The following is an 18,852-nucleotide window of genomic DNA, read 5'->3' as shown; positions in this document are numbered from 1 at the left end:
GATTTTTTGACCATCAGGCGGTGATTGCCGGGCTCTCCTTGCGTTTGAATTCGACAAAAATGCCCTTCGGGGTGTAGATCAATTCAGGTTCCAGGGTGGTCAGGTTACTGCTGATGGCGCCGAACCTCCCATCGATGGTGCTTGCTTTGGCGATGGGTAGCTGGCGCTTGAGCAACTCGTCGCTCTCTGGCTGTACGTCAAGGTGCAGGGTGGGGTTCCCCAACGTTAATGTGTTGCCGACGTTCAGCACGGAGTGCTGCTGATCCACGCCGATTTTGAAATTCACGCTCGATCCTGGTTTCAGATTCAGATCATTGGTGATTCTTGTCCGTGCAGTGATCGTGGGATCGAGCAGCAGGGTGCCGGCTACGTTAAGATTGTCGACGTTACCGCCGGAGTAGCTCGCGCCCGGCTCGATATCCATTGTGCCCTTGATCCCACTACGGTTGATCAACGTCGCGTCGCTGTACACCTTGCCTTGTCGGTTGGCGTGCAGTGCGCCGGTCAGTTCCCAGGAGCCTTTGCCGACCCACAGATGCTGCATTCTTGTCGCCCCTTCAAAAGTCCCTCCTTCAGCATCGTCGAGAATCACCTGATTGGTGCCACTGCCCCCATCCACTTCGCCGTTGAAACGGCTGCCTTTCTTGATAATCAACAGATCGTCACCGCCTCCCATGTCGAGGGCTACGCCGTTGCCGCCGGTGATAACGCCCTGATTGGTCACTTCATCGGCTTTATTTCCGTCCAGCTTCACACCCGTGCCTGTTGCACCGGTGATGCCCCCTCGGTTATCCAGCCAGACGGAGGTGAGCCCGGAGCTGACCAAGCCATGAACAGGCGCCTTGATCTGTACATCCGGGCTGTTGACGATTTCAACGGCTGTCATGAGGTGGGGGTTAGCCAGGTTGGCGTCGCTTTGGGTCAGTTTGGCCAAGTGGTCGATATTCATACCGTGACTGCTCGCTGAGCCTGGGGTAGTCATGAGTTTGATGGTATGGGTATTGAGCAAGCCATTGGACGGTTGGCTATGGGCAGTCTTGAGCTCGCCAGACGTTGCTGGCGGGTGTACAGGTGGTTGCGATGGTGTGGCCGGGGTGACGGCAGCGGCGAGGGACTGGGTGCCATGGGCAAACAGCATGCCCATGGACGGGATAAACGAGAATGGCGAGATCATGGTTTCCGGCCTCTTCGGTGTAGGAGGCCGGAGTGTAGCGAGCACAATCACCGGCTTAATGTCAGGCGTTGTAACCCGCTTGAGCGTGAAGTTTCCTCAGTTGCTGTCTTAAAACCCCATCTTCCACTCGCCTACCAGCCCATGGTTACGGCTGTTACTGCCGACCTCAGCGGTGTACGCGACGCTCACTGCCTGGTGAGCAGAAAGGCCTATGTCCAACCCCGTGCGCAGGGCCAGGCTGTCGCGGTTCAGCGAGACGCCATCGACGGTGAAGTCACTCTTTTCTCCGGTCAGGTCAATCAGTCGAGAAGATTGCTTCACGCTGCTTTGCACGTCGCCGTAGAGGTGCTTCCAGTGGGTGCTCAAATGCGGGGACAGGCTCATGTTGTTATCAAAACGATAAAGGCTGCCCAAGCGAAGCCCCAGGGTGCTGCTGAGGTTTTGCTGGGTTTGCGCACCGACATTCAACGCCGCAAAGCCGCCTTTTTCCTTGAAGCCTTCACGATGGTAGCGCTGGTACCCCAGGCCTGCGAACGGCTCGACGCTTAACGTATCCTTGCCCAGCTGGTAGCCCATTTCGCCAAACACGGTTTGGCTTTGGGCCGTGTATTTGCCTTTGAGTTGCTCGCGATAACCCAAGAAGTCGATATCGACACCGCGTTTGTTTTGCCCGTCATGGTTGCTGTAGATGGCACCCAGGCGCAGAGCCAGCGGGCCGTCCTGGCGTACGGCGTATGCGCCCAGATGCCAGCTGTCGAGTGCTGCTTTGAAACGCTTGTGCTCAAACTCGCTTTCGGATTTACCTCCCACCACACCGGCACGCCAAGCGTGGTCGACTGCCCAGTCGGCGCCCAGAACAACGCCCTTGGTGCTTTGCTGCAACCCGACGCTGCCATATTGGCCGTCAAGTTTGCCGTTGTGGCTGAGGCCTTTTACCCAGATGCGGCCATCGGCGTCGTCTGCGACGTTTGCTGGCAGGTCGCGCAGGACCGAGAGCAGCGTGTCGCTGACCTGTTGCGTGCTCATTTGGGTGGCTGCGGCAAGGTTGGCATTCTGGCTGCCCGCGAGTTGTTCGAGGGCCTGAGCGACCTTCCCCGGCGCGAGGTTATTGAGGTATTCGCCGATATTGCCCAGTTCGTACCTGTCCCAGGGGGTGAGTTTGTCTGATTCAAGTAGCGATTTGACCGCCGCGTCCACGGCCAGCGCCAGGCGCTGGCCGTTGCGAGTGTTTGTGTGTTCGGCCAGGTAAAAATCGACGGGGGCGTCTGTCGAAAGGCGATGCAAGACGCCGTCACGATTGATTGACCCGGTCAGGTCTGTGATCCCGGACCGATCGAACACGTGTTCCACGCTTCCCTGCGCTTGGGCAAATTGAATGCTGCTGGCGGCCAGCCCGAAGGACATGACGAGCACGAGTCGCTGTAAGGTGAATGGCATGCAGTCCCAACCTCTTGATTAATGAGGCCGGGAATTTAGGCGAGGTGAGGGGGGGATAACTGTCAGGCCATCGACCCCTGATTTGCGGGAGTTGTCTCTAGTACGGTGCGATTAAAAACTCATCTGCCATTGGCCGGTCAGCGCATGGTTGCGGCTGTTGCTGCCCACTTCGCCTGTATAGCCCAGGCCCAGGCGATGGCGGGCGGATAAGCCAAGGTCCAGGCCCGCTTCCAGCAACAGGCTGTCCCGATCCAGGGCGCTGCCTTGCACATTGAACGCCGTGCCCCCGGCCAGGAAGGCCTGGCCGGTGGTGCTGTCGACATCGCCATAGGTGTGCTTCCAGCCAACGCTGGCGCGGGGTGTGAGGCTGACGCCGTTGTCCAGCTGGCTCAGATGCGCCAGGCGCAGGCCGAAGGTGCTGCTGAAGTTGTCCTGGGTCTGGCCCTTGACGTGTAACGCAGCGGCGCCGCCTTTTTCGTTATAGCCGTCGCGCTGGTAGCGCTGGTAGCCGAGGTTGGCGAACGGCTCTGCGCTCAAGCGCCCTGCGCCAAGGGCGTATCCCAGTTCAGCAAAAGCCTGCTGACTGTTGGCGTCATAGTCGCCTTTGGGGCGGTCGTTAAAACCGCTGAAGGCCACCGTGCGTTTACTGTCGCCTTGGTGCCCGCTGTAGGCAGCACCCAGGCGCAAGGCCAGTGCGCCACTCTGGCGCAGGGCATAGACGCCGGCGTGCCAGCTGTCGACGCTGCCGTCCACACCGGCGGTGTCCAGGTCGGTCTTGGAATAACCCCCCAGCACACCCAGGCGCCAGTCGCCGTCCAGCGCCCAATCGGCACCGAGCACTGTGCCCTTGGTGCGTTGGGTCAAACCGTTACTGCCGTGCTCGCCGTCGAGCTTGCCGTAGCTGCCGATACCTTGCAGCCACAGGCGGCCGCGGGCGTTCGGGTCATTGAGGTTGCGCACCTCGGCGGGTACCCCGGTGGCCGCCAGTGCGGGTGTGTTTTTGCCGTCCAGCCCCACCAGCAGTCCCGCACCGCCACCCACCTGGTGCATGGCGGCGAGCATGCTGTTGCCCACTTGAGCACTGGCATTGAGGGTGGCGCTGGTGAGGCTCGCAGTGCTGCTACCCGCCAGTTGTTCGATGGCTGCACCGGCCGTGGCGGTGGTGGTATTGAGCAGGGCGTTGTACAGCGGATTGTTCGTGCCCAGGCCCGCCAGGCTGCTGGCGGCGCTGGCACCGTTGGCGGTGCTGGCGAACTGGTTGAAGGCGATGTCGTTACGTGTGTACGTGAGGCCGACCTGAGTGGCGCTGTAGTCCAGGGTTGGGGTCAGGAAGGCGTAGTCGCTGGTAACCTTGCCAAACGTGCCGTTGATGCTGCCGGCTTGCAGCACGCTGTAATGGCTTTGCCACGGGTAGGTGCCTTCGCCGGGGTTGACCGCCAGGGTCGCGCCATTAAGGTAAGCGATGCCGCCGACCTTGATCGGTGCGCTACTGCCGTCGGCGTCGACGCCATAGGCGAGGGTCGAGCCGCTGCCCATGCGCAAGTCACGGCTGATGCTGGCGGTACCCAAAGCGGTGTTGGTCTGCAGGGTGCCGTTCACCAGCAGGCTGCCCACCGAGCCGCCACCGGCATACACACCGCCTGCATCGACCGTCACATTACCGGCAATGCCGCCTTGGTTGACCAGCTTGGCACCGCTGGAAATCTTGCCGCCGTCGCTGAAGTCACCCTGGCCGGTCAACGTCCAGGTGCCTTGCTTGACCTCCAGCCATTCAAGGTTGCGGCTGTCGCTAAAACTACCCCCTGCGACGTCGTCCAGGGTCAGTCGGTCGTAACCGCTGCCGCCGTCTACCGTGCCGATAAAGCGGCTGCCATTGCGCAAGATCAGGTGATCGTCACCGCCGCCCAAGTCCAGGGCCAAGCCATTGCTGGCGCTGATCGTGCCGCTGTTGATGACCGTGTCGGCGTAGTTGCCGACGAACTTCACGCCAAAGCCATCCAGGCCCTGAATCGTGCCGTGGTTCTCCAGGGTGGTAGCCGCAAGCCCGGGCCCGTCGCTGCCGTCGTCCACCAGGATGGCATTGTTGGCACCACTGATCAGCGCGCCTTTGGCGTTGTAGATAGAGCCGCCGCCCAGGGCGATCCCTTCGCTGCCGTTGGCGAAGCCGTTCTTGTCGACACCCCCGGCACCGACGCCCTGGATGACGCCGTAGTTTTCGATATGGGCGATCTTGTCGATGTCCACGCCGTCACCGTCGCCATCCGGTTGCAGCCCGGAGAACGCGCCGGTGATGGTGCCGTGGTTGATCACAGTGCCGTCGCCATCGGAACCAAAGCCTGAGCCGTTGCGGCCGATCACGGTGCCGTAGTTGGTCAGCGCGGCACCCTCGTCCGTGGTGATACCATGGCGGCCACCGGAAATCAGGCCGTAATTGGTGACCGTCACGCCGCTGGCGGAGTCGATGTCCACGCCATCGAACTTGTCATCGCGGGAGAAGGTGTTGCCGGTGGAAATCTCGCCGTAGTTAGTGATAGAGGCGTTGGCGCCGGTCTTCATGCCGTCGCTGGCCTCCCCGTGAATCAAACCACCGGCACGGTTGATGATGGTGGTGGTGACGTTGCTGCTGCGCAGCGCATCCAGGTCCAGCCCTTGGCCGGTGGCCGAGCGAATGGTGCCGCTGTTGTCGATCAGCACGCTGCCGCTGGCAACGTTACTGTTGATGCGCAACGCATCATTGGCGCCTTGGATCACCCCGCCGGCAAGGTTGTAAATGCTGTACCTGCGCTCCCCGCTGACACTCCCCGAACTGTCGATACCCCGACCGCCACTGGAGACCAGCTTGCCCGCGTTCGTCACCACCACCCCCGCACCGCGGGTGCCGTCCTTGAGCGTCACCGCCACCCCAGAGGTTCTAATGCTGCCAGGCGCCGACGTGGTCAACGTATCACTGCCCCCCAAGGTTTGCCCCTGGGTGGTAGGCGTGTCGATCTGCAGGGTTTTGGCTGCGGCTGCTTCGATGAAACCGCCGCTGGCCAACAGGGTGATGGCGAGCGCGAAGCGTTGAGGAGACGGGGGCATGCTGGGCGACCTTGTTATGGCAAGCGAGTCGACCTGTATAGCGGAGGGGAGTTGCAGGAATGTGTCGAAAAGATGACGACAATGAATATGCAATCTATTGCAGATCTTTGAGCCTATTCAGCCTGAGCGCTGCAATATATTGCACATTCTGCACGTCAACCGCGCCGCACGTAGCCCTTGCCGAAATGCCGCTCCATCCGCGCCTGGATCAATTCGAGCCCCAGGGACATCACCCAATAAATGATCGCCGCCGTCGTGAGCATCTCGATATAGCGGTAGCTTGAGCGGCCATAGGACTGCGCCAGAAACATCACTTCCCACACGCCCATCACCGAGATCAGCGACGAATCCTTGAGCATCGAGATGAACTGGTTGGTGGCCGGCGGGATGATGGTGCGCATGGCCTGGGGCAGCGTCACGTGCCAGAAGATCGCCCTGTCGCGCATGCCCAGGGCCAGCGCAGCCTCGCGTTGACCATGGGGCACACCGAGGATGCCGGCGCGGAAAATCTCGCTCAGGTAGGCGCCGTAATTCAGTGACAACGCGATGATCCCGGCGACGATGGCGCCTGGCACCAGCCCCAATTGCGGCAGGCCCAGGTAGATCAACAGGATCTGGATCAGCAGCGGCGTGCCGCGAAAGAACGAGGCGTAGAAACTGGCGATGCCGAACGCCACGGCACTTTTGGACAGGCGCCCCAACGCGGTGATAAAGCCCAGCACCGACGACGCGACAATGGCGCACAGACACAAGAACAGCGTCAGCGCCGCGCCTTGCAGGAAGCCGTTGGGCGCAAGGTGCAGGCCGACCAGGTTGGGCAGCTTGTCGAGGATGATCGAGAACTTCAGGTCAAAGCTCAGGAAAAAACTCGCAAACAGGGCGAACAGCGCCGCCCAGGTCAGGTAAAGCCGTAGGCGAAAACTCATCGGCTGATATCGGCGCCGATCCATTTTTGCGACAGCGCGCTCAAGGTGCCGTCCTGCTTGAGCTGGGCGAAGACCTCACGCACTTTGCTGTCCCACTGCGGGTCGCCTTTCTCGATGGCCACCGAGTTGGGCTCCGAGTACAGCGGCGCACCGGCGAGCTTGAAACGCTTGTCCTGGGTCAGGCGCGGCTGCGCGGTGACCAGGTTGGTGAGGATCGCATCCAGGCGCACGCCAGCGCCCAGGCCCAGATCCTGGAACGCCACGTTGTCGGTGTCGTACGGGGCGATCTGCACCTCCTCGAACGGGTACTGCAACTGCGTGTCTTCGGCGCCTTCGATCACCAGGTTCTTGTTCAGGTAGCTTTCGTAGCTGGAGGCGCTGGTGAGGCCGACTTTCTTGCCGCTCAGGTCCTTCGCTTCGTGGATGCGATCGTCCTTGGCATTGACCACGATCACGGCGGGTGAGGCGTAGTACTCCACCGGGAAGTCGAACACCTCGGCGCGTGCCTTGCTTGGGGTCATGGAGCAGATGCAAATGTCGTAGCGCCCGCTCCAGCGGCCGGCGGCGATCACGTCCCAGGACGGGGTTTCCAGGCGCAACTTCACGCCCAGTTTTTGCGCCACGGCCTTGGCCACGTCCACGTCGAAACCGTCGAGCTGATTCTGGTCATTGAGAAATGAAAACGGCGGATAGCTTTCCATCAGCACGCCGACCAGCTCTTTCTTCTGCTCGACACGATCCAGCGTGGCACCGCCAAAGGCTTGGGTTGAAGCAGCCAACATCGTCAGGCCCAGGGCCAACAGCGGTCTGAATTTCAAAATCGAACACCTGAATAAAAAAGAGGTTGTTATTAACCGAACGGTACGCATTAAATAGTTATAAGAACGACTCTCATAGTGAGTTATTTTCATAAGCATATGAGTAAAAAGCATATGGGCGCAGTAAGCACAGTAATTCTCGATGGCGGCATGGGCCGTGAACTGCAACGCCGTGGCGCGCCGTTCCGTCAGCCGGAATGGTCGGCACTGGCCTTGAGCGAAGCGCCGCAAGCGGTGGAGGCGGTGCACGCGGCCTACATCGACAGTGGTGCTAATGTGATCACCAGCAACAGTTACGCGGTGGTGCCGTTCCACATTGGCGAAGCGCGGTTTGCCCAAGAAGGGCAGGCGCTCGCCGCCCTGGCCGGTGAGTTGGCGCGACGGGCGGTGCAGGCCTCCGGTAAAGCCGTGCAGGTAGCCGGCTCACTGCCGCCGCTGTTTGGTTCTTATCGCCCAGATCTGTTCCAGGCCGAGCGCGTCAGTGAGTTGCTCACCCCCTTGGTGAACGGCCTGGCCCCGCATGTCGATCTGTGGCTGGCGGAAACCCAGAGCTCGATCGCTGAAGCGCGGGCGATTCATGCCGGGCTGCCTAAGGATGGCAAGCCGTTCTGGCTGTCGTTTACCTTGAAAGACGAAGACACCGACGAGGTGCCGCGCCTGCGCTCCGGCGAACCGGTGGCGGACGCAGCCGAGGCGGCGGCGCAACTGGGCGTGCAGGTATTGCTGTTCAACTGCAGCCAGCCGGAAGTGATCGGCGCGGCCATTGATGCGGCGCGGGCAACTTTCGAACGATTGGGTGTAGCGATTCAGATCGGCGCCTATGCCAACGCTTTCCCACCGCAACCCAAGGAAGCCACGGCCAACGATGGTCTGGACCCGTTGCGCGACGACCTCGACCCGCCCGGCTACTTGCAATGGGCGGCGGATTGGCAAGCACGCGGCGCCAGCCATCTGGGTGGATGCTGCGGCATCGGACCGGAGCATATTGCGGTGCTGGCCCAGAAGTTGGCTGGCTGAGCCTAAGTTCGGAGAGTCGCCACCCTCCAATGTGGGAGCTGGCTTGCCTGCGATGGCATCAACTGGTTTGCCTGATACACCGAGGTGTCTGTATCGCAGGCAAGCCAGCTCCCACACATGTGAGCATTAATCCCGACACTCCGTGAGTGTCTTCAACTGGCCCGAACCACTCTGGTTCGCCTCCGACAACCACGCCTCAAACCCGGCACCGACCTTCGGCCATTCCGAATCCAGGATCGAATACCACGCCGTATCGCGGTTCTGCCCCTTGACCACCATGTGCTGGCGGAACACCCCTTCAAAGCTGAACCCCAAGCGCTCGGCTGCGTACTTGGACCGCGCGTTGCCGTTGTTGCACTTCCACTCCAGCCGACGGTAGCCCTGCTCGAACGCATACTTGGCCAGCAGGTACACCGCTTCGGTGCTTTTCGGCGAGCGCTGCATGGGTGCGCCGAAGGTGACGTGGCCGATTTCGATACGGCCTTGCGCCGGGACGATGGACATCAGGCTGAGGATGCCCTGAACCTGGCCCGTCGCACGGTCGACCACGCTAAAAAAGTACGGGTCGCTGTGGGCGGCGTGGTTGTTCAACCAGGCGTCGAAGGCACTGCGCTCGGTGAACGGGCCGTAGGGCAAGTAATCCCACAGCTTCGGGTCGGCCCCTGGGCCGTCAAGGGCTTGCCACAGTTGATCGGCATGGCGCGCCGGGTCGAGCTTTTCCAGATGGATAAAACGCCCTTCAAGCAGGTGCGCAGTCGGCGCCGGGACGCCTTTCCAATCAGCGAGGGAATTGATCATGCAGTGCTCCTTAAAGACCTTTGCGAAATTGGATGAAGCCTGGACGTTCGGCGATGCGCTCATAGAGCTGGATCGCCGTGACGTTGGTCTCATGGGTCAACCAGTGCACCTTGCAGCAGCCATCGGCCTTGGCGGTGGCGTAGACGAACTCAATCAATTGGCGTCCCACGCCCGTGCCACGTTGGGCCGGATCAACCAGCAAGTCCTGCAGGTAGCAGGAGTTCTCGATGCTCCAGTTGGAGCGATGGTAGATGAAGTTGACCATGCCCACCGCCTTGCCGTCCTGCCAGGCCAGTGCCGAATGGGTCGGCTCGCTGGGGTCGATCAGGCGTTGCCAGGTGCTTTGGCTGACGGCGTCCGGCAATTCGGTGTTGTAGAACGCCAAGTAGGCCTGCCATAGCGGCAGCCAGGCGGCTTGGTCGGCGGCTGTGACCTGGCGAATGTCGATCAAGCTCATTCTGAAACTCCTTGGGGAATAAAGCGGGCGAGGGTCTGGTCACGTACATCGGCACTGGCGGCCAGGCCGTCACGTACACCGGCCATGTCGGCGGCGCTGCGGTTCTGGCTGAGTTTGCGTTTGCCCACCAGGCGTTCGATCGGCAGGGCAAAGCCGACAATGGCCTTGAGCATGCCGTCAATGTAGTCCGCCGGTGCGTCGCTGACACGCCAGGGTTGGGCGCGGCCGCTTTCATGGCGGTCGGTGAGGGCGGTGACCACTTTGAGCAAGCGCTCGGCGTCGCTGAATACCGCAGGCGTGCCATAGGCGTGCACGGCGATGTAGTTCCAGGTCGGGACCACTTTGCCGTGCTCGGCCTTGGCGGGGTAAAACGCCGGGCTGATATAAGCGTCGGCACCGGCGAAGATCACCAGCGCTTCACCGCCATTTTGCAGCTCGCGCCATTGCGGGTTGGCCTTGGCCAAGTGACCGTACAGCGTGCCGTTGGGCCCTTCATCGGGGTTGAGCAGCAAGGGCAAGTGGCTGGCCTGCAGGCCGTTTTCACCCATGGTTACCAACTGCGCCAGACGGGTGTGCTGGATCAGTTGCTGGATTTCGGGCAAGTCATCGAGAGCAAAGGCGCGGGGTGTGTACATGGAGATTTTCCTTGGCGAATGCCTGCATCCTAGGCAGGCTATTGGTTCGTTGTAAGAGCCATCTAGCGCTATTTTCATAGGTCCAATATGCCGCCTGTTTCGCCACCGCTGTCCTTCAACCCCGCCGGTATCGAGCTGGACCGCCGCCAGGGCCTCACGCGCCAGCTTTATGAGGCCCTGCGTCAGCGGGTATTGGATGGGCGATTGGTCAGCGGCACGCGGTTGCCCGCAACCCGAGATTTGGCGACAGCCTTGTCGATTTCCCGCAACAGCGTGGTGCGCGCCTACGACCAGTTGTATGCCGAAGGGTTTATCGAGAGCCGGGTGGGTGATGGCACCTATGTTGCCCAATTGCCGATGCCCCAAAAACTATCCACAAAAGTATCCACAGGGTTGTCAACAGGCTTATCCCCAGGGTTATCCACAAAATGGGCAAATTTACCCGAGGATTTGGATGACGAAGTTATCCACAGTGCCGGGTTGGCGCGGGTAAAAGACCACCACCTGCCTCAGCCGCCGTTGGGACCGCCTCGGGCATTTCGCGTGGGCGTACCCGCCTTCGATCTGTTCCCGTTTGAGGTATGGGCCAAGCTGAATGGGGCGTTCTGGCGCAAACCCGACCTGGAACAGCTGTGCTATGGCGACCCGGCAGGTGATGGCCGCCTGCGCGGTTTGATCGCCGCGTACCTGCGCAGCTCGCGTGGCATGCAATGCACGGCTGAACAAATTGTGATCACCAGCGGCGCACAGCAGGCCATCAGCCTTTGTGCACAGTTGCTGGTGGAGCCTGGGGATGGCGTGGCGGTGGAAAACCCTGGCTATCGCGCGGCCGGCCATGCATTCGCTTTGGCCGGGGGGCGACTGCACGGCGTGCCGGTGGACGGTGAGGGCATGGATTGCCAGGTGCTCAGTACCCTCAATGATTGCCGCGTGGCGTATGTCACGCCTTCCCATCAGTATCCGCTGGGCGTGGTGATGAGCCTGGCACGCCGCCTGGAATTGCTGGCCTGGGCCGAGCGTTCAGGCGGCTGGATCGTGGAGGACGATTACGACGGCGAGTACCGCTACAGCGGCGCGCCGCTGTCACCATTGGCTGCGCTGGATCGCAGTGGCCGCGTGCTGTACGTGGGCACTTTCGGCAAGGTGGCGTTCCCGGCGTTGCGCCTGGGTTACCTGGTGTTGCCACCGGGCCTGGTGCAAGCCTTCACCCGGCGCCGCGCGGTGGACGTGCGTCACTCCGAAGTCAGCACCCAGGCGGTGATGGCCGAGTTCATGGCGGCGGGGCACTTCCAGCGCCACATTCGCCGGATGCGCCGTGCTGCGTTGAGCCGTCGCAATGCCTTGTTGGCTGGATGGTCAGAGGCATTGCCCGGTGTTGGCCCATTGCCCAACGTTGCAGCGGGACTGCACTTGACGGTGCGTGTCGACAGCGTGTCCCGCGAGCAACAATTGCTAAAGCAAGCTCATGCAGTCGGTGTAGAGATCAACGGCTTGAGCACCTATTGGCTGCCAGACTCCAGCACACCGCCGGACCAACGCGCCGGCCTGGTGCTGGGGTTTGCTGCCGTGCCTGAGTCGGGCATTGCGCAGGCGCTGGAGCGTTTGCGTCTGGCTTGGCTGCCATAAGCCGATCAGGTGTTGAAGAACAGCGACTGGGCCAGTTGGGCGCCGATGCTGCTGCGATGGATTTCAATCATGTCCCAGTCACTGGGGCCGGTGCGCTGATAGGCACCGCCTAGACGTTGTTGCTCGCGGGTCTTGAGGTGATCCTTGGTGAAGTTTTCCAGCGCGGCATCTTTTGTTTCATAGTGAAAGTGCGCGTACCACAGCACAGTGCCGTTTTCTTTGTCGCGAATCTCGTACTCGTCCAGATAGTCCTTTTTGGGCCCCTTGAGGGGGCGGCGGCTGATGACCTTGACGATGCGGATCAACCCTTGGCTGTTGAGCCAGTCAACCCGTTCGGCGGTTGGCGCTTGATGCTTGATCATGTCGATGTAGTGTTTTTTACCAAGCCGATAGAGGCGTTGCGCCGCGTCGTTGAGCTGGCGCTTGGTTGAGGCGGCAGAAGCGTGATCGCTTTCAGTAAGATTGCGCTCGGTCAGGGCTTCTTCGATATCGTTTGAGGCTTTTTCCAGCGCCTTTGCATGATCATCGAACATGTCTTGAATATCCTGCGGCGCATGCCAGGGTTTCCTGGAGAAACCCTGGTATTTACGGGTTTCAGCTTGTTCGCCATCCAATAGCGCTTGCCCCGCGTTGATGCTGGTGTCCAGATCCACAGCTACCGGTGCGCTTGGCTGCGATGGGGCTTCCTGCCGTTTAACCCAGACTCCCGGTGCCTTCTCATGAAACGTGGCGAGCACCTTGCCGGTCATGTGTGCCTTGACGTCGACCAACGAACTGTCTGCTTCGCGGGGCTCACCCATCACCAAGCCGTGATGACGTGTCTTGATCACTTTAGGCCTCGGGCCGGGCTCGGCCCTGGAGCTGCCGGGCTTGGGCTGCTGGGCTTTTTTCTCTCGCAGCAGGTAGGCCAGGTCGTGGATGGCCCGTTGGCTGAACTCGCTTATTTGCAGGCGAAAACGTTCGAGGCGGGGTTTGAGCAAGTGCTGTGGGTAATCGGCATGCAGATCCAGCAGGCGTTGGTCGGCGCTGGAAAATTGCTCAACGAGGCTGTTGAGCACCTCGATACGATTATCCAGCGAGGCGCCATTACCGCGTTCAATAATCTCACTGAAACTTTCAACGTTGATTTCGGCTGAATCGACGATCTGGCCCATTCGCTCTCGCACGGTGGCTGGAACCTGGCTTTGCGTCTCATCGATACACAAGTAACGGCCCAAGCCAATCTCGAGAGATTTGAGTTCAATGAGCGTGAGCTGCGGCAACTCTCGCATGGTTTTACGAATGATAGCCGCGCCTTCATCTCCCAGGGTTTTAAGTTCGTTGAAGCGGTCGTTGATGAATTCCAGCCGCCTGATGATGCCAAGGTTCTGAGTGGACAGGGTTTTTGCGATTTTTGCCTGGTTTTTATAGTCAATGTCTACCTCGGCATCAAGAACCGGCAACGACGCCTTCAAGGCTTTCTCGTAGCTCTTCACCTGTTGCTCCATGGCTATCTGTGTCAGTTGCACCTGTTGTTTCAGGTAACCGCTCATGTTGCTCTGGTAGGTGGGTACCGTGTCGATGATGCTCAAGGACTTCAGCTGGCTGATCGCTTCGTCGTACGCCGCCAGCCGCCTGTCGACCTTATCGATGAACGCTGTACGCTGCAGGTCCGTGGACGGCCCCGGGGTAGCGTCCAGCGCGGGCTTTGATTCAAGCACGTCCAATTGTTGACTGGCGGCGACGGCGTCAAAGGCGTTGAGCTGGCTCTTGAGTGCTGCAATGCGCGCAGGCTGATCGACCTTGACCGCCCGCCGGCGGTTTCTAAGACCGCCGCCGCGCAGTCGCAGGCGGATGTCGACAAACCACTGGCCCGCCAGGTTGCCGATCAGCGGCGGGCCTGTACGCAAGGGAGATTTGGAGTCGATGATAATGACACTGTCGTTGTCATCCACGATGACTTCGAACCAGCGCTCACCAACGGGTGCAAACCACCGATCCGCGAGTGGATAGAGATTGAGGTGGCGGCCGGGGGTTTTATTTTGCTCGCCAAGCTTATCGGGTTTGGCAACATTAAAACTGTCGAGTGTTCTGGCCAGTCCCAGGCGACTATGGCTCAGGGCGCCGCGCGTGTGTACGGCACCTTCATGCTTGGCAGGTAGTTGATTGTCGGGAATATCCGGTTGCTGCACGCAGGTATATTTTTTCTCGGCAACCGGCGGTTTGCTCACCGTTTCGATTGTCGTTTGTTCGGATTCGGGCTCAATCCTGGCCGCATCGAACTGCTTTCGAGGACGCGGATGGCGCAGGGCTATATGCAGAGTCAGCGCCATTCCCAGGTTGAGGAATACATCCACCAACGCAGTCCAGGCCGTTGAGTGGTCATCCTTGTTCACGGCCTCCTCGGCAGCTTGCAGGTCGTCCATGATTTGCCAGATCCAGGCGGCGACTCCCAGGGTGCGGCCCATGAACGGCAGCGCGGCACTGAATATTTGCCAACCTGCATGTCGAAAGGTCGCCCACCGTTTCTGTACGTTGGATACCGACTGGCGTGTTGCCAATTCGACCATGGCATTGGCATTGGCCTTGAACAGCGTCGCTAACGCGTCATTGCCTATTTCTTCGTTGGTCAGCGTCACGGGGCCGCTCATGTACAGCACGGTAAGCGGCTCGACCAGTGCGCGCACCACGGTCCAGGGCGAGGGAAGGGTGTCGGGGAACACATATTGTGCATAGTTGAAGCGTTGCGCGTCGGGCAGCCAGGCCAGCACTGACTCGCGTAAGGTACGGTCATGCTTGATGGCGTACAGCAGGTTTTGCCGCGATGCAAATTGCATCAGCGTCGGTTCGAGCAGGGGCCGATAAAGCACGCAGGGGCCGGCGTCGGAATGCCTCGGGCTGATCACGAACATATTGGCGACCACGTCTTGCTCATGGCCGGGGCGCAAGGTGGGCACAAAGGCCAGGCAGCGAATGACAATGGGCTGCCCATCTACTTTGCGCTCCTGTTCTTCGTTGTGCATCACCGCGGCGATGTAGCGGTAACCGCGTTCATCGATGCCGCCCTGGCCGCGGATTTTCATCTGCAAGGCCAGCAGTGGCAGTTGCACCTGAAGGTGGCGGGTGTAGATCTGCTGTCGATGGCGCGATTGCTGCGGATCATCGAGCAGTTTTTGTTTGACCAGGGCTGGGTAGTTCTGGCCTATATCAATGTCTTCTATGACGTCTTTCAGAAAGCGGTAAGTCAGCCAGGTGGGTACACCGTTGTCCTTGCCGTTGTAGTGCACGGTCGCGTTGCCGGTAGGCAAGCCGGTAAGGTTTTCCAGGGCCAGGTCGATCAGGTCACGACGAGTGATGTCGACGGCACCCGGAATGACAAATGTGCCCCACAGAACCGGGCTTTCAATCACAACCTCGACCTTGTCCAGATTCAGACTCACGCCCTTTTGCGGGACGCGGATATGGCTGTGCAACTGAGTCCGGGCATAGTCACGAATAGACGGAATGCCGTCCTGGAATGTTTCGCCGTGGTAATGGGTGTGCAGTTGGGCCAGGTCGATCATATAGCGGCTGTAGGCGGCGGTATCGGAGTCCGTCGCCGAGGTCAGCCAGTCCGGGAGTTGTTGGTGAATCTGGCGAATATTCGACAACTGGTGATCGCTCATCTCTTCGATGCTCGGCACGATGCGGGCGACAGTTGGGGCGCGCGGCTGATCTTGCAGGCCGGCCCCGCCGAGGCTGCCAATGACCTGGATTTGCAGCGAGATCAGTGTGCAGGCCAGCGCATCGAAGAAGTTGCCATCAGGCTCGTACAAGCGCCATTGCAAGGTAGCGTCCTGCTCTGGTGCATTCAGCCTTGCCGGCAGCGAAGCACCGAACTGGTCCAATGACTCGAACGTCTCATACCCGCTCACAAGCGAGTGCGTCAGCACTATCGGGCGGTTCTCGTGTTCGCCCACCAATACGGAAAGGTCCAGGAAGTAGAGGTGGGTAGATTGGCCATCTTCAAGAATATCCACGTCAACCAGGTAGGCATGGCTTTTATAGGGGTCTTTCAGCGAACGCCTGGCTCGGTCGGGCTCCTGAAAAACCGTGCGGGCCATGGCGCATTCGTGCTCATCCAGACCTTGCTCTTCGGTGATGTTCCACACGTTTCTCAACGCGCTGGAGAAGGCCTGCCAGCGTGGGCCGGCGGCACCGTTGGACGCGTTCCAGAAGTCCAGCTGCTGCTCCTGGAACGCGGCGAACAGCAGGTCGGATAACTCGTTGATCAGACGTGCAATGGCATCGATTTTCACCGCGAGGTGTACAGGAGCCGTAGCGTTGGGTTGTAGCGTGAGGAAGTGTTGACCGTCGAGGTAGGTCACCCTGTCGCTGGACAGTGCCTGATGAGCAAGCACTGAGGTGAGCGATTCCACAGCAGCCGGCGCGCGCTTGACGGCGTTACCGACCACCTCCCATTGAGGGCTGACTACCACGGCCAGATCGGGGTCGATATTCAGGTTGGGATACAACTCTTTGAGTGCAGAGCGCAGGGTGGTGGCGGCAACTTCCCGGGCGGTGGGGCCAGTGGTTAACTGGGTAAGCAGTTCATAGGTACTGGGCGGACGGTGGTTATTAGCGGTGTCATTGGGCATGTGCAGCTCCTCTGCATTCGATGGCCCGGACGGGCTTCGCAAATGAGCAAAGTAGCGAGCTGTGTTGCGTCGAGGGCGGTAGATACGTCGAGGCGCATCTACGCCCGCCAGCGTTTCACGTGCCGGATTTGATCTTGGTCCAGGCTCTGGTCCTGGCGCGCTCCGCATCACGCCCCAGAGGCTTTAACGTATACAGCGTCGCCATCGCCGCTTCGGTCGGGTAAAGGTTGGGGTTGTTGCGAATGGTCAGATCGACCCGTTCGGTCGCATCCTTGTTAGGGTTGGGATAGCCGACAAAATCGCTGATGGGCGCAATGACCTCGGGCTGTAGCAAGTAGTTGATAAACGTATAGGCGTCCTGTGGGTTTTGCGCGCCCTTGGGGATGGCGAGCATGTCGAACCAGATCGGCGCGCCCTCTTTGGGCAGGCGCATGTCCACGGTGATGCCGTTTTTTGCCTCTTTGGCACGGTTGGCGGCCTGGGAGAAACTGCCGGAATAACCCACCGCGACACAGATGTCGCCATTGGCGATGTCCGCCATGTATTTGGAAGAGTGAAAGTAGGTGATGTACGGGCGGATCTTCATCAACAGCGCTTCGGCCTTGTCGTAGTCCTTGGGGTTGCTGCTGTTGGGGTCCAGGCCCAGGTGCTGCAACGCCAGGGGCAGGATCTCCGAGGGCGAGTCCAGCAGTGCGACGCCGCATTGCTTGAGCTTGCTGATGTTCTCTTCCTTGAAGATCAGGTCCCAGCTGTCCACGGGGGCGTTGTCGCCCAGGGCCGCCTTGACCTTGGCTGGGTTGAAGCCGATCAGGATGGTGCCGTACATGTAGGGCACGGCGTATTGATTGCCGGGGTCGTTGGCTTCGATCAGCTTCATCAGTTTGGGGTCAAGATGGTTCCAGTTCGGCAACTGGCTGCGGTCCAGGGGCTGGAACACGCCGGCTTCGATCTGTTTGGCCAGGAACACGTTGGAAGGCACCACCACGTCATAGCCGGAGTTGCCGGTGAGCAGTTTGGCTTCCAGGGCTTCGTTGGTGTCGAAGATGTCGTAGACCAACTTGATCTTCGGATTCTGGGTCTTGAAGTCCTCAAGTGCTTTGGGGGTGATGTAGTCGAACCAGTTGTAGACCTTCAGGGTTTTTTCTTCGGCCTGGGCTGCGCCGCTGACAACCACGGCGCACAGGGCGAGCGACTTGAGCATGTTCATTGGACTGCTTCCTCAAAACCTTCAAGAACGTTTACGGCGTTGATGCCGATTTCTTCCACCGCGTAGCCGCCCTCCATCACGAACAGCGTGGGTTTGCCCAGGCGGGCAATGCGTGCGCCCATGGCCAGGTAGTCCGGGCTGTCGAGTTTGAACTGCGAGATAGGGTCATCCTTGAAGGTGTCGACGCCCAGAGACACTACGACGATGTCGGCAGCGTAGCGCTCGATCTCATCGCAGGCTTGTTCCAACGCTGCGCTCCAATGTTCCCAGCCGGAGCCCGCCGCCAGTGGATAGTTGTAATTGAAGCCTTCACCGGCGCCTTCGCCCCGTTCATCGGCATAGCCGAGGAAGAACGGAAACTCCGCCTCGGGATGCCCATGGATGGAGGTGAACAGCACATCGCTGCGCGCGTAGAAAATCGATTGCGTACCGTTGCCATGGTGATAGTCCACGTCAAGGATCGCGACTTTCTTCTGGCCCTGATCGAGAAATGCCTGCGCCGCGATGGCCGCGTTATTGAGGTAGCAATACCCGCCCATCAAGTCGCTGGCTGCGTGATGCCCAGGCGGGCGACACAGGGCAAAGGCACTGCGTGCGCCGCGCTGGATCGCTTGTTGCGCTGTGAGTGCCACTTGCGCTGCGCTGTAGGCGGCTTGCCAGGTGCCGGCGGTGATCGGCGCGCCACCGTCGAAGCTGTAATAGCCCAACTGACCGTGCAGGCTGGTAGGCAACACACGACGCAGGGTTCGCGCAGGCCAGGTATAAGGCAGCAAGTCGCCGTTCTGGCCGAATTCGGTCCAGCGCTCCCACGCACCTTTGAAGAAGGCCAGGTAGTCAGCGCTGTGGATGCGTTGCACCGGCGCAAGGCCAAAGTCCTCGGGCGCCTGCACCGGGCCCAGCTCGCGTTCCCTGACCCGTTGCAGCACATGATCGGCGCGCGAAGGCATCTCAAAACAGGGCATCAATTGCCCGTCCATCAGTTCACAACGGCCGTGATGCAGATGATGATCGTCCGAATAGATCGTCAGCATGTTGTTGTTCTCCGAGCGCAGGGTGGGAATGC

At 60.2% G+C, this 18,852-nt stretch carries 13 protein-coding genes; 2 read left to right on the top strand and 11 right to left on the bottom strand.

Annotation, left to right across the window (positions count from 1 at the left end; genetic code table 11):
* Positions 1 to 13: 13 nt before the first annotated feature.
* From CLM72_RS28160 to CLM72_RS28140, 5 genes are all read right to left on the bottom strand, one after another.
* Entirely contained in the window at positions 14 to 949 is a 936-nt protein-coding gene (locus CLM72_RS28160; protein WP_146120428.1) for a hypothetical protein, read from the bottom strand.
* 333 nt (positions 950 to 1,282) lie between these two features.
* A complete protein-coding gene (locus CLM72_RS28155) occupies positions 1,283 to 2,578 on the bottom strand; it encodes an autotransporter outer membrane beta-barrel domain-containing protein (RefSeq protein ID WP_308706288.1) in 1,296 nt (431 codons plus the stop codon).
* Between the two features lie 144 nt (positions 2,579 to 2,722).
* Entirely contained in the window at positions 2,723 to 5,689 is a 2,967-nt protein-coding gene (locus tag CLM72_RS28150) for an autotransporter domain-containing protein (protein ID WP_105229009.1), read from the bottom strand.
* 155 nt (positions 5,690 to 5,844) lie between these two features.
* Entirely contained in the window at positions 5,845 to 6,615 is a 771-nt protein-coding gene (locus CLM72_RS28145; RefSeq protein ID WP_014720547.1) for an amino acid ABC transporter permease, read from the bottom strand.
* Positions 6,612 to 7,433 carry an ABC transporter substrate-binding protein gene (locus tag CLM72_RS28140; RefSeq protein ID WP_034129145.1) on the bottom strand — a complete coding sequence of 274 codons (822 nt, stop codon included), beginning with the start codon at positions 7,431 to 7,433 and terminating at the stop codon, positions 6,612 to 6,614. The genes CLM72_RS28145 and CLM72_RS28140 overlap by 4 nt, the downstream gene beginning before the upstream one ends.
* Positions 7,434 to 7,547: 114 nt before the next feature.
* Here CLM72_RS28140 and CLM72_RS28135 point away from each other — a divergent pair, with 114 nt between their 5' ends.
* Positions 7,548 to 8,450 (top strand): homocysteine S-methyltransferase family protein, encoded by a 903-nt coding sequence (locus tag CLM72_RS28135; RefSeq protein ID WP_034129144.1) that lies wholly within the window; start codon positions 7,548 to 7,550, stop codon positions 8,448 to 8,450.
* Between the two features lie 126 nt (positions 8,451 to 8,576).
* On the opposite strand, the gene CLM72_RS28130 is transcribed toward CLM72_RS28135, so the two are convergent.
* Genes CLM72_RS28130 through CLM72_RS28120 form a run of 3 tightly spaced genes read right to left on the bottom strand, consistent with a single transcriptional unit; the run spans position 8,577 to position 10,340 of the window.
* Complete coding sequence (locus CLM72_RS28130) at positions 8,577 to 9,248, bottom strand: GNAT family N-acetyltransferase (protein ID WP_105229008.1); 672 nt, start codon at positions 9,246 to 9,248, stop codon at positions 8,577 to 8,579.
* Positions 9,249 to 9,258: 10 nt separating this feature from the next.
* Positions 9,259 to 9,705 carry a GNAT family N-acetyltransferase gene (locus CLM72_RS28125; protein WP_105229007.1) on the bottom strand — a complete coding sequence of 149 codons (447 nt, stop codon included), beginning with the start codon at positions 9,703 to 9,705 and terminating at the stop codon, positions 9,259 to 9,261.
* Positions 9,702 to 10,340 carry an FMN-binding negative transcriptional regulator gene (locus tag CLM72_RS28120; RefSeq protein WP_105229006.1) on the bottom strand — a complete coding sequence of 213 codons (639 nt, stop codon included), beginning with the start codon at positions 10,338 to 10,340 and terminating at the stop codon, positions 9,702 to 9,704. The genes CLM72_RS28125 and CLM72_RS28120 overlap by 4 nt, the downstream gene beginning before the upstream one ends.
* Positions 10,341 to 10,427: 87 nt before the next feature.
* On the opposite strand from CLM72_RS28120, the gene CLM72_RS28115 reads away from it, so the two are divergent.
* Complete coding sequence (locus CLM72_RS28115) at positions 10,428 to 11,966, top strand: PLP-dependent aminotransferase family protein (protein ID WP_105229005.1); 1,539 nt, start codon at positions 10,428 to 10,430, stop codon at positions 11,964 to 11,966.
* 5 nt (positions 11,967 to 11,971) lie between these two features.
* Here the strand turns inward: CLM72_RS28115 and CLM72_RS28110 are convergent, their stop codons facing one another.
* The 3 genes from CLM72_RS28110 to CLM72_RS28100 all read right to left on the bottom strand — a co-directional run bounded on the left by CLM72_RS28110 (position 11,972) and on the right by CLM72_RS28100 (position 18,820).
* Positions 11,972 to 16,582 carry a dermonecrotic toxin domain-containing protein gene (locus CLM72_RS28110; RefSeq protein ID WP_105229004.1) on the bottom strand — a complete coding sequence of 1,537 codons (4,611 nt, stop codon included), beginning with the start codon at positions 16,580 to 16,582 and terminating at the stop codon, positions 11,972 to 11,974.
* Positions 16,583 to 16,697: 115 nt separating this feature from the next.
* Positions 16,698 to 17,789 (bottom strand): polyamine ABC transporter substrate-binding protein, encoded by a 1,092-nt coding sequence (locus CLM72_RS28105; protein WP_105229003.1) that lies wholly within the window; start codon positions 17,787 to 17,789, stop codon positions 16,698 to 16,700.
* Positions 17,786 to 18,820, bottom strand: coding sequence for a histone deacetylase family protein (locus CLM72_RS28100; RefSeq protein ID WP_105229002.1), 1,035 nt, complete (start codon positions 18,818 to 18,820; stop codon positions 17,786 to 17,788). Before CLM72_RS28100 ends, CLM72_RS28105 begins: the two co-directional genes overlap by 4 nt.
* Between the last annotated feature and the right edge of the window lie 32 nt (positions 18,821 to 18,852).

Origin of the sequence: Pseudomonas sp. MYb193 (genome assembly GCF_002966775.1) — a bacterium.
GTDB lineage: Bacteria > Pseudomonadota > Gammaproteobacteria > Pseudomonadales > Pseudomonadaceae > Aquipseudomonas > Aquipseudomonas paracarnis.
This window is presented reverse-complemented; position numbering and strand designations above follow the sequence as displayed.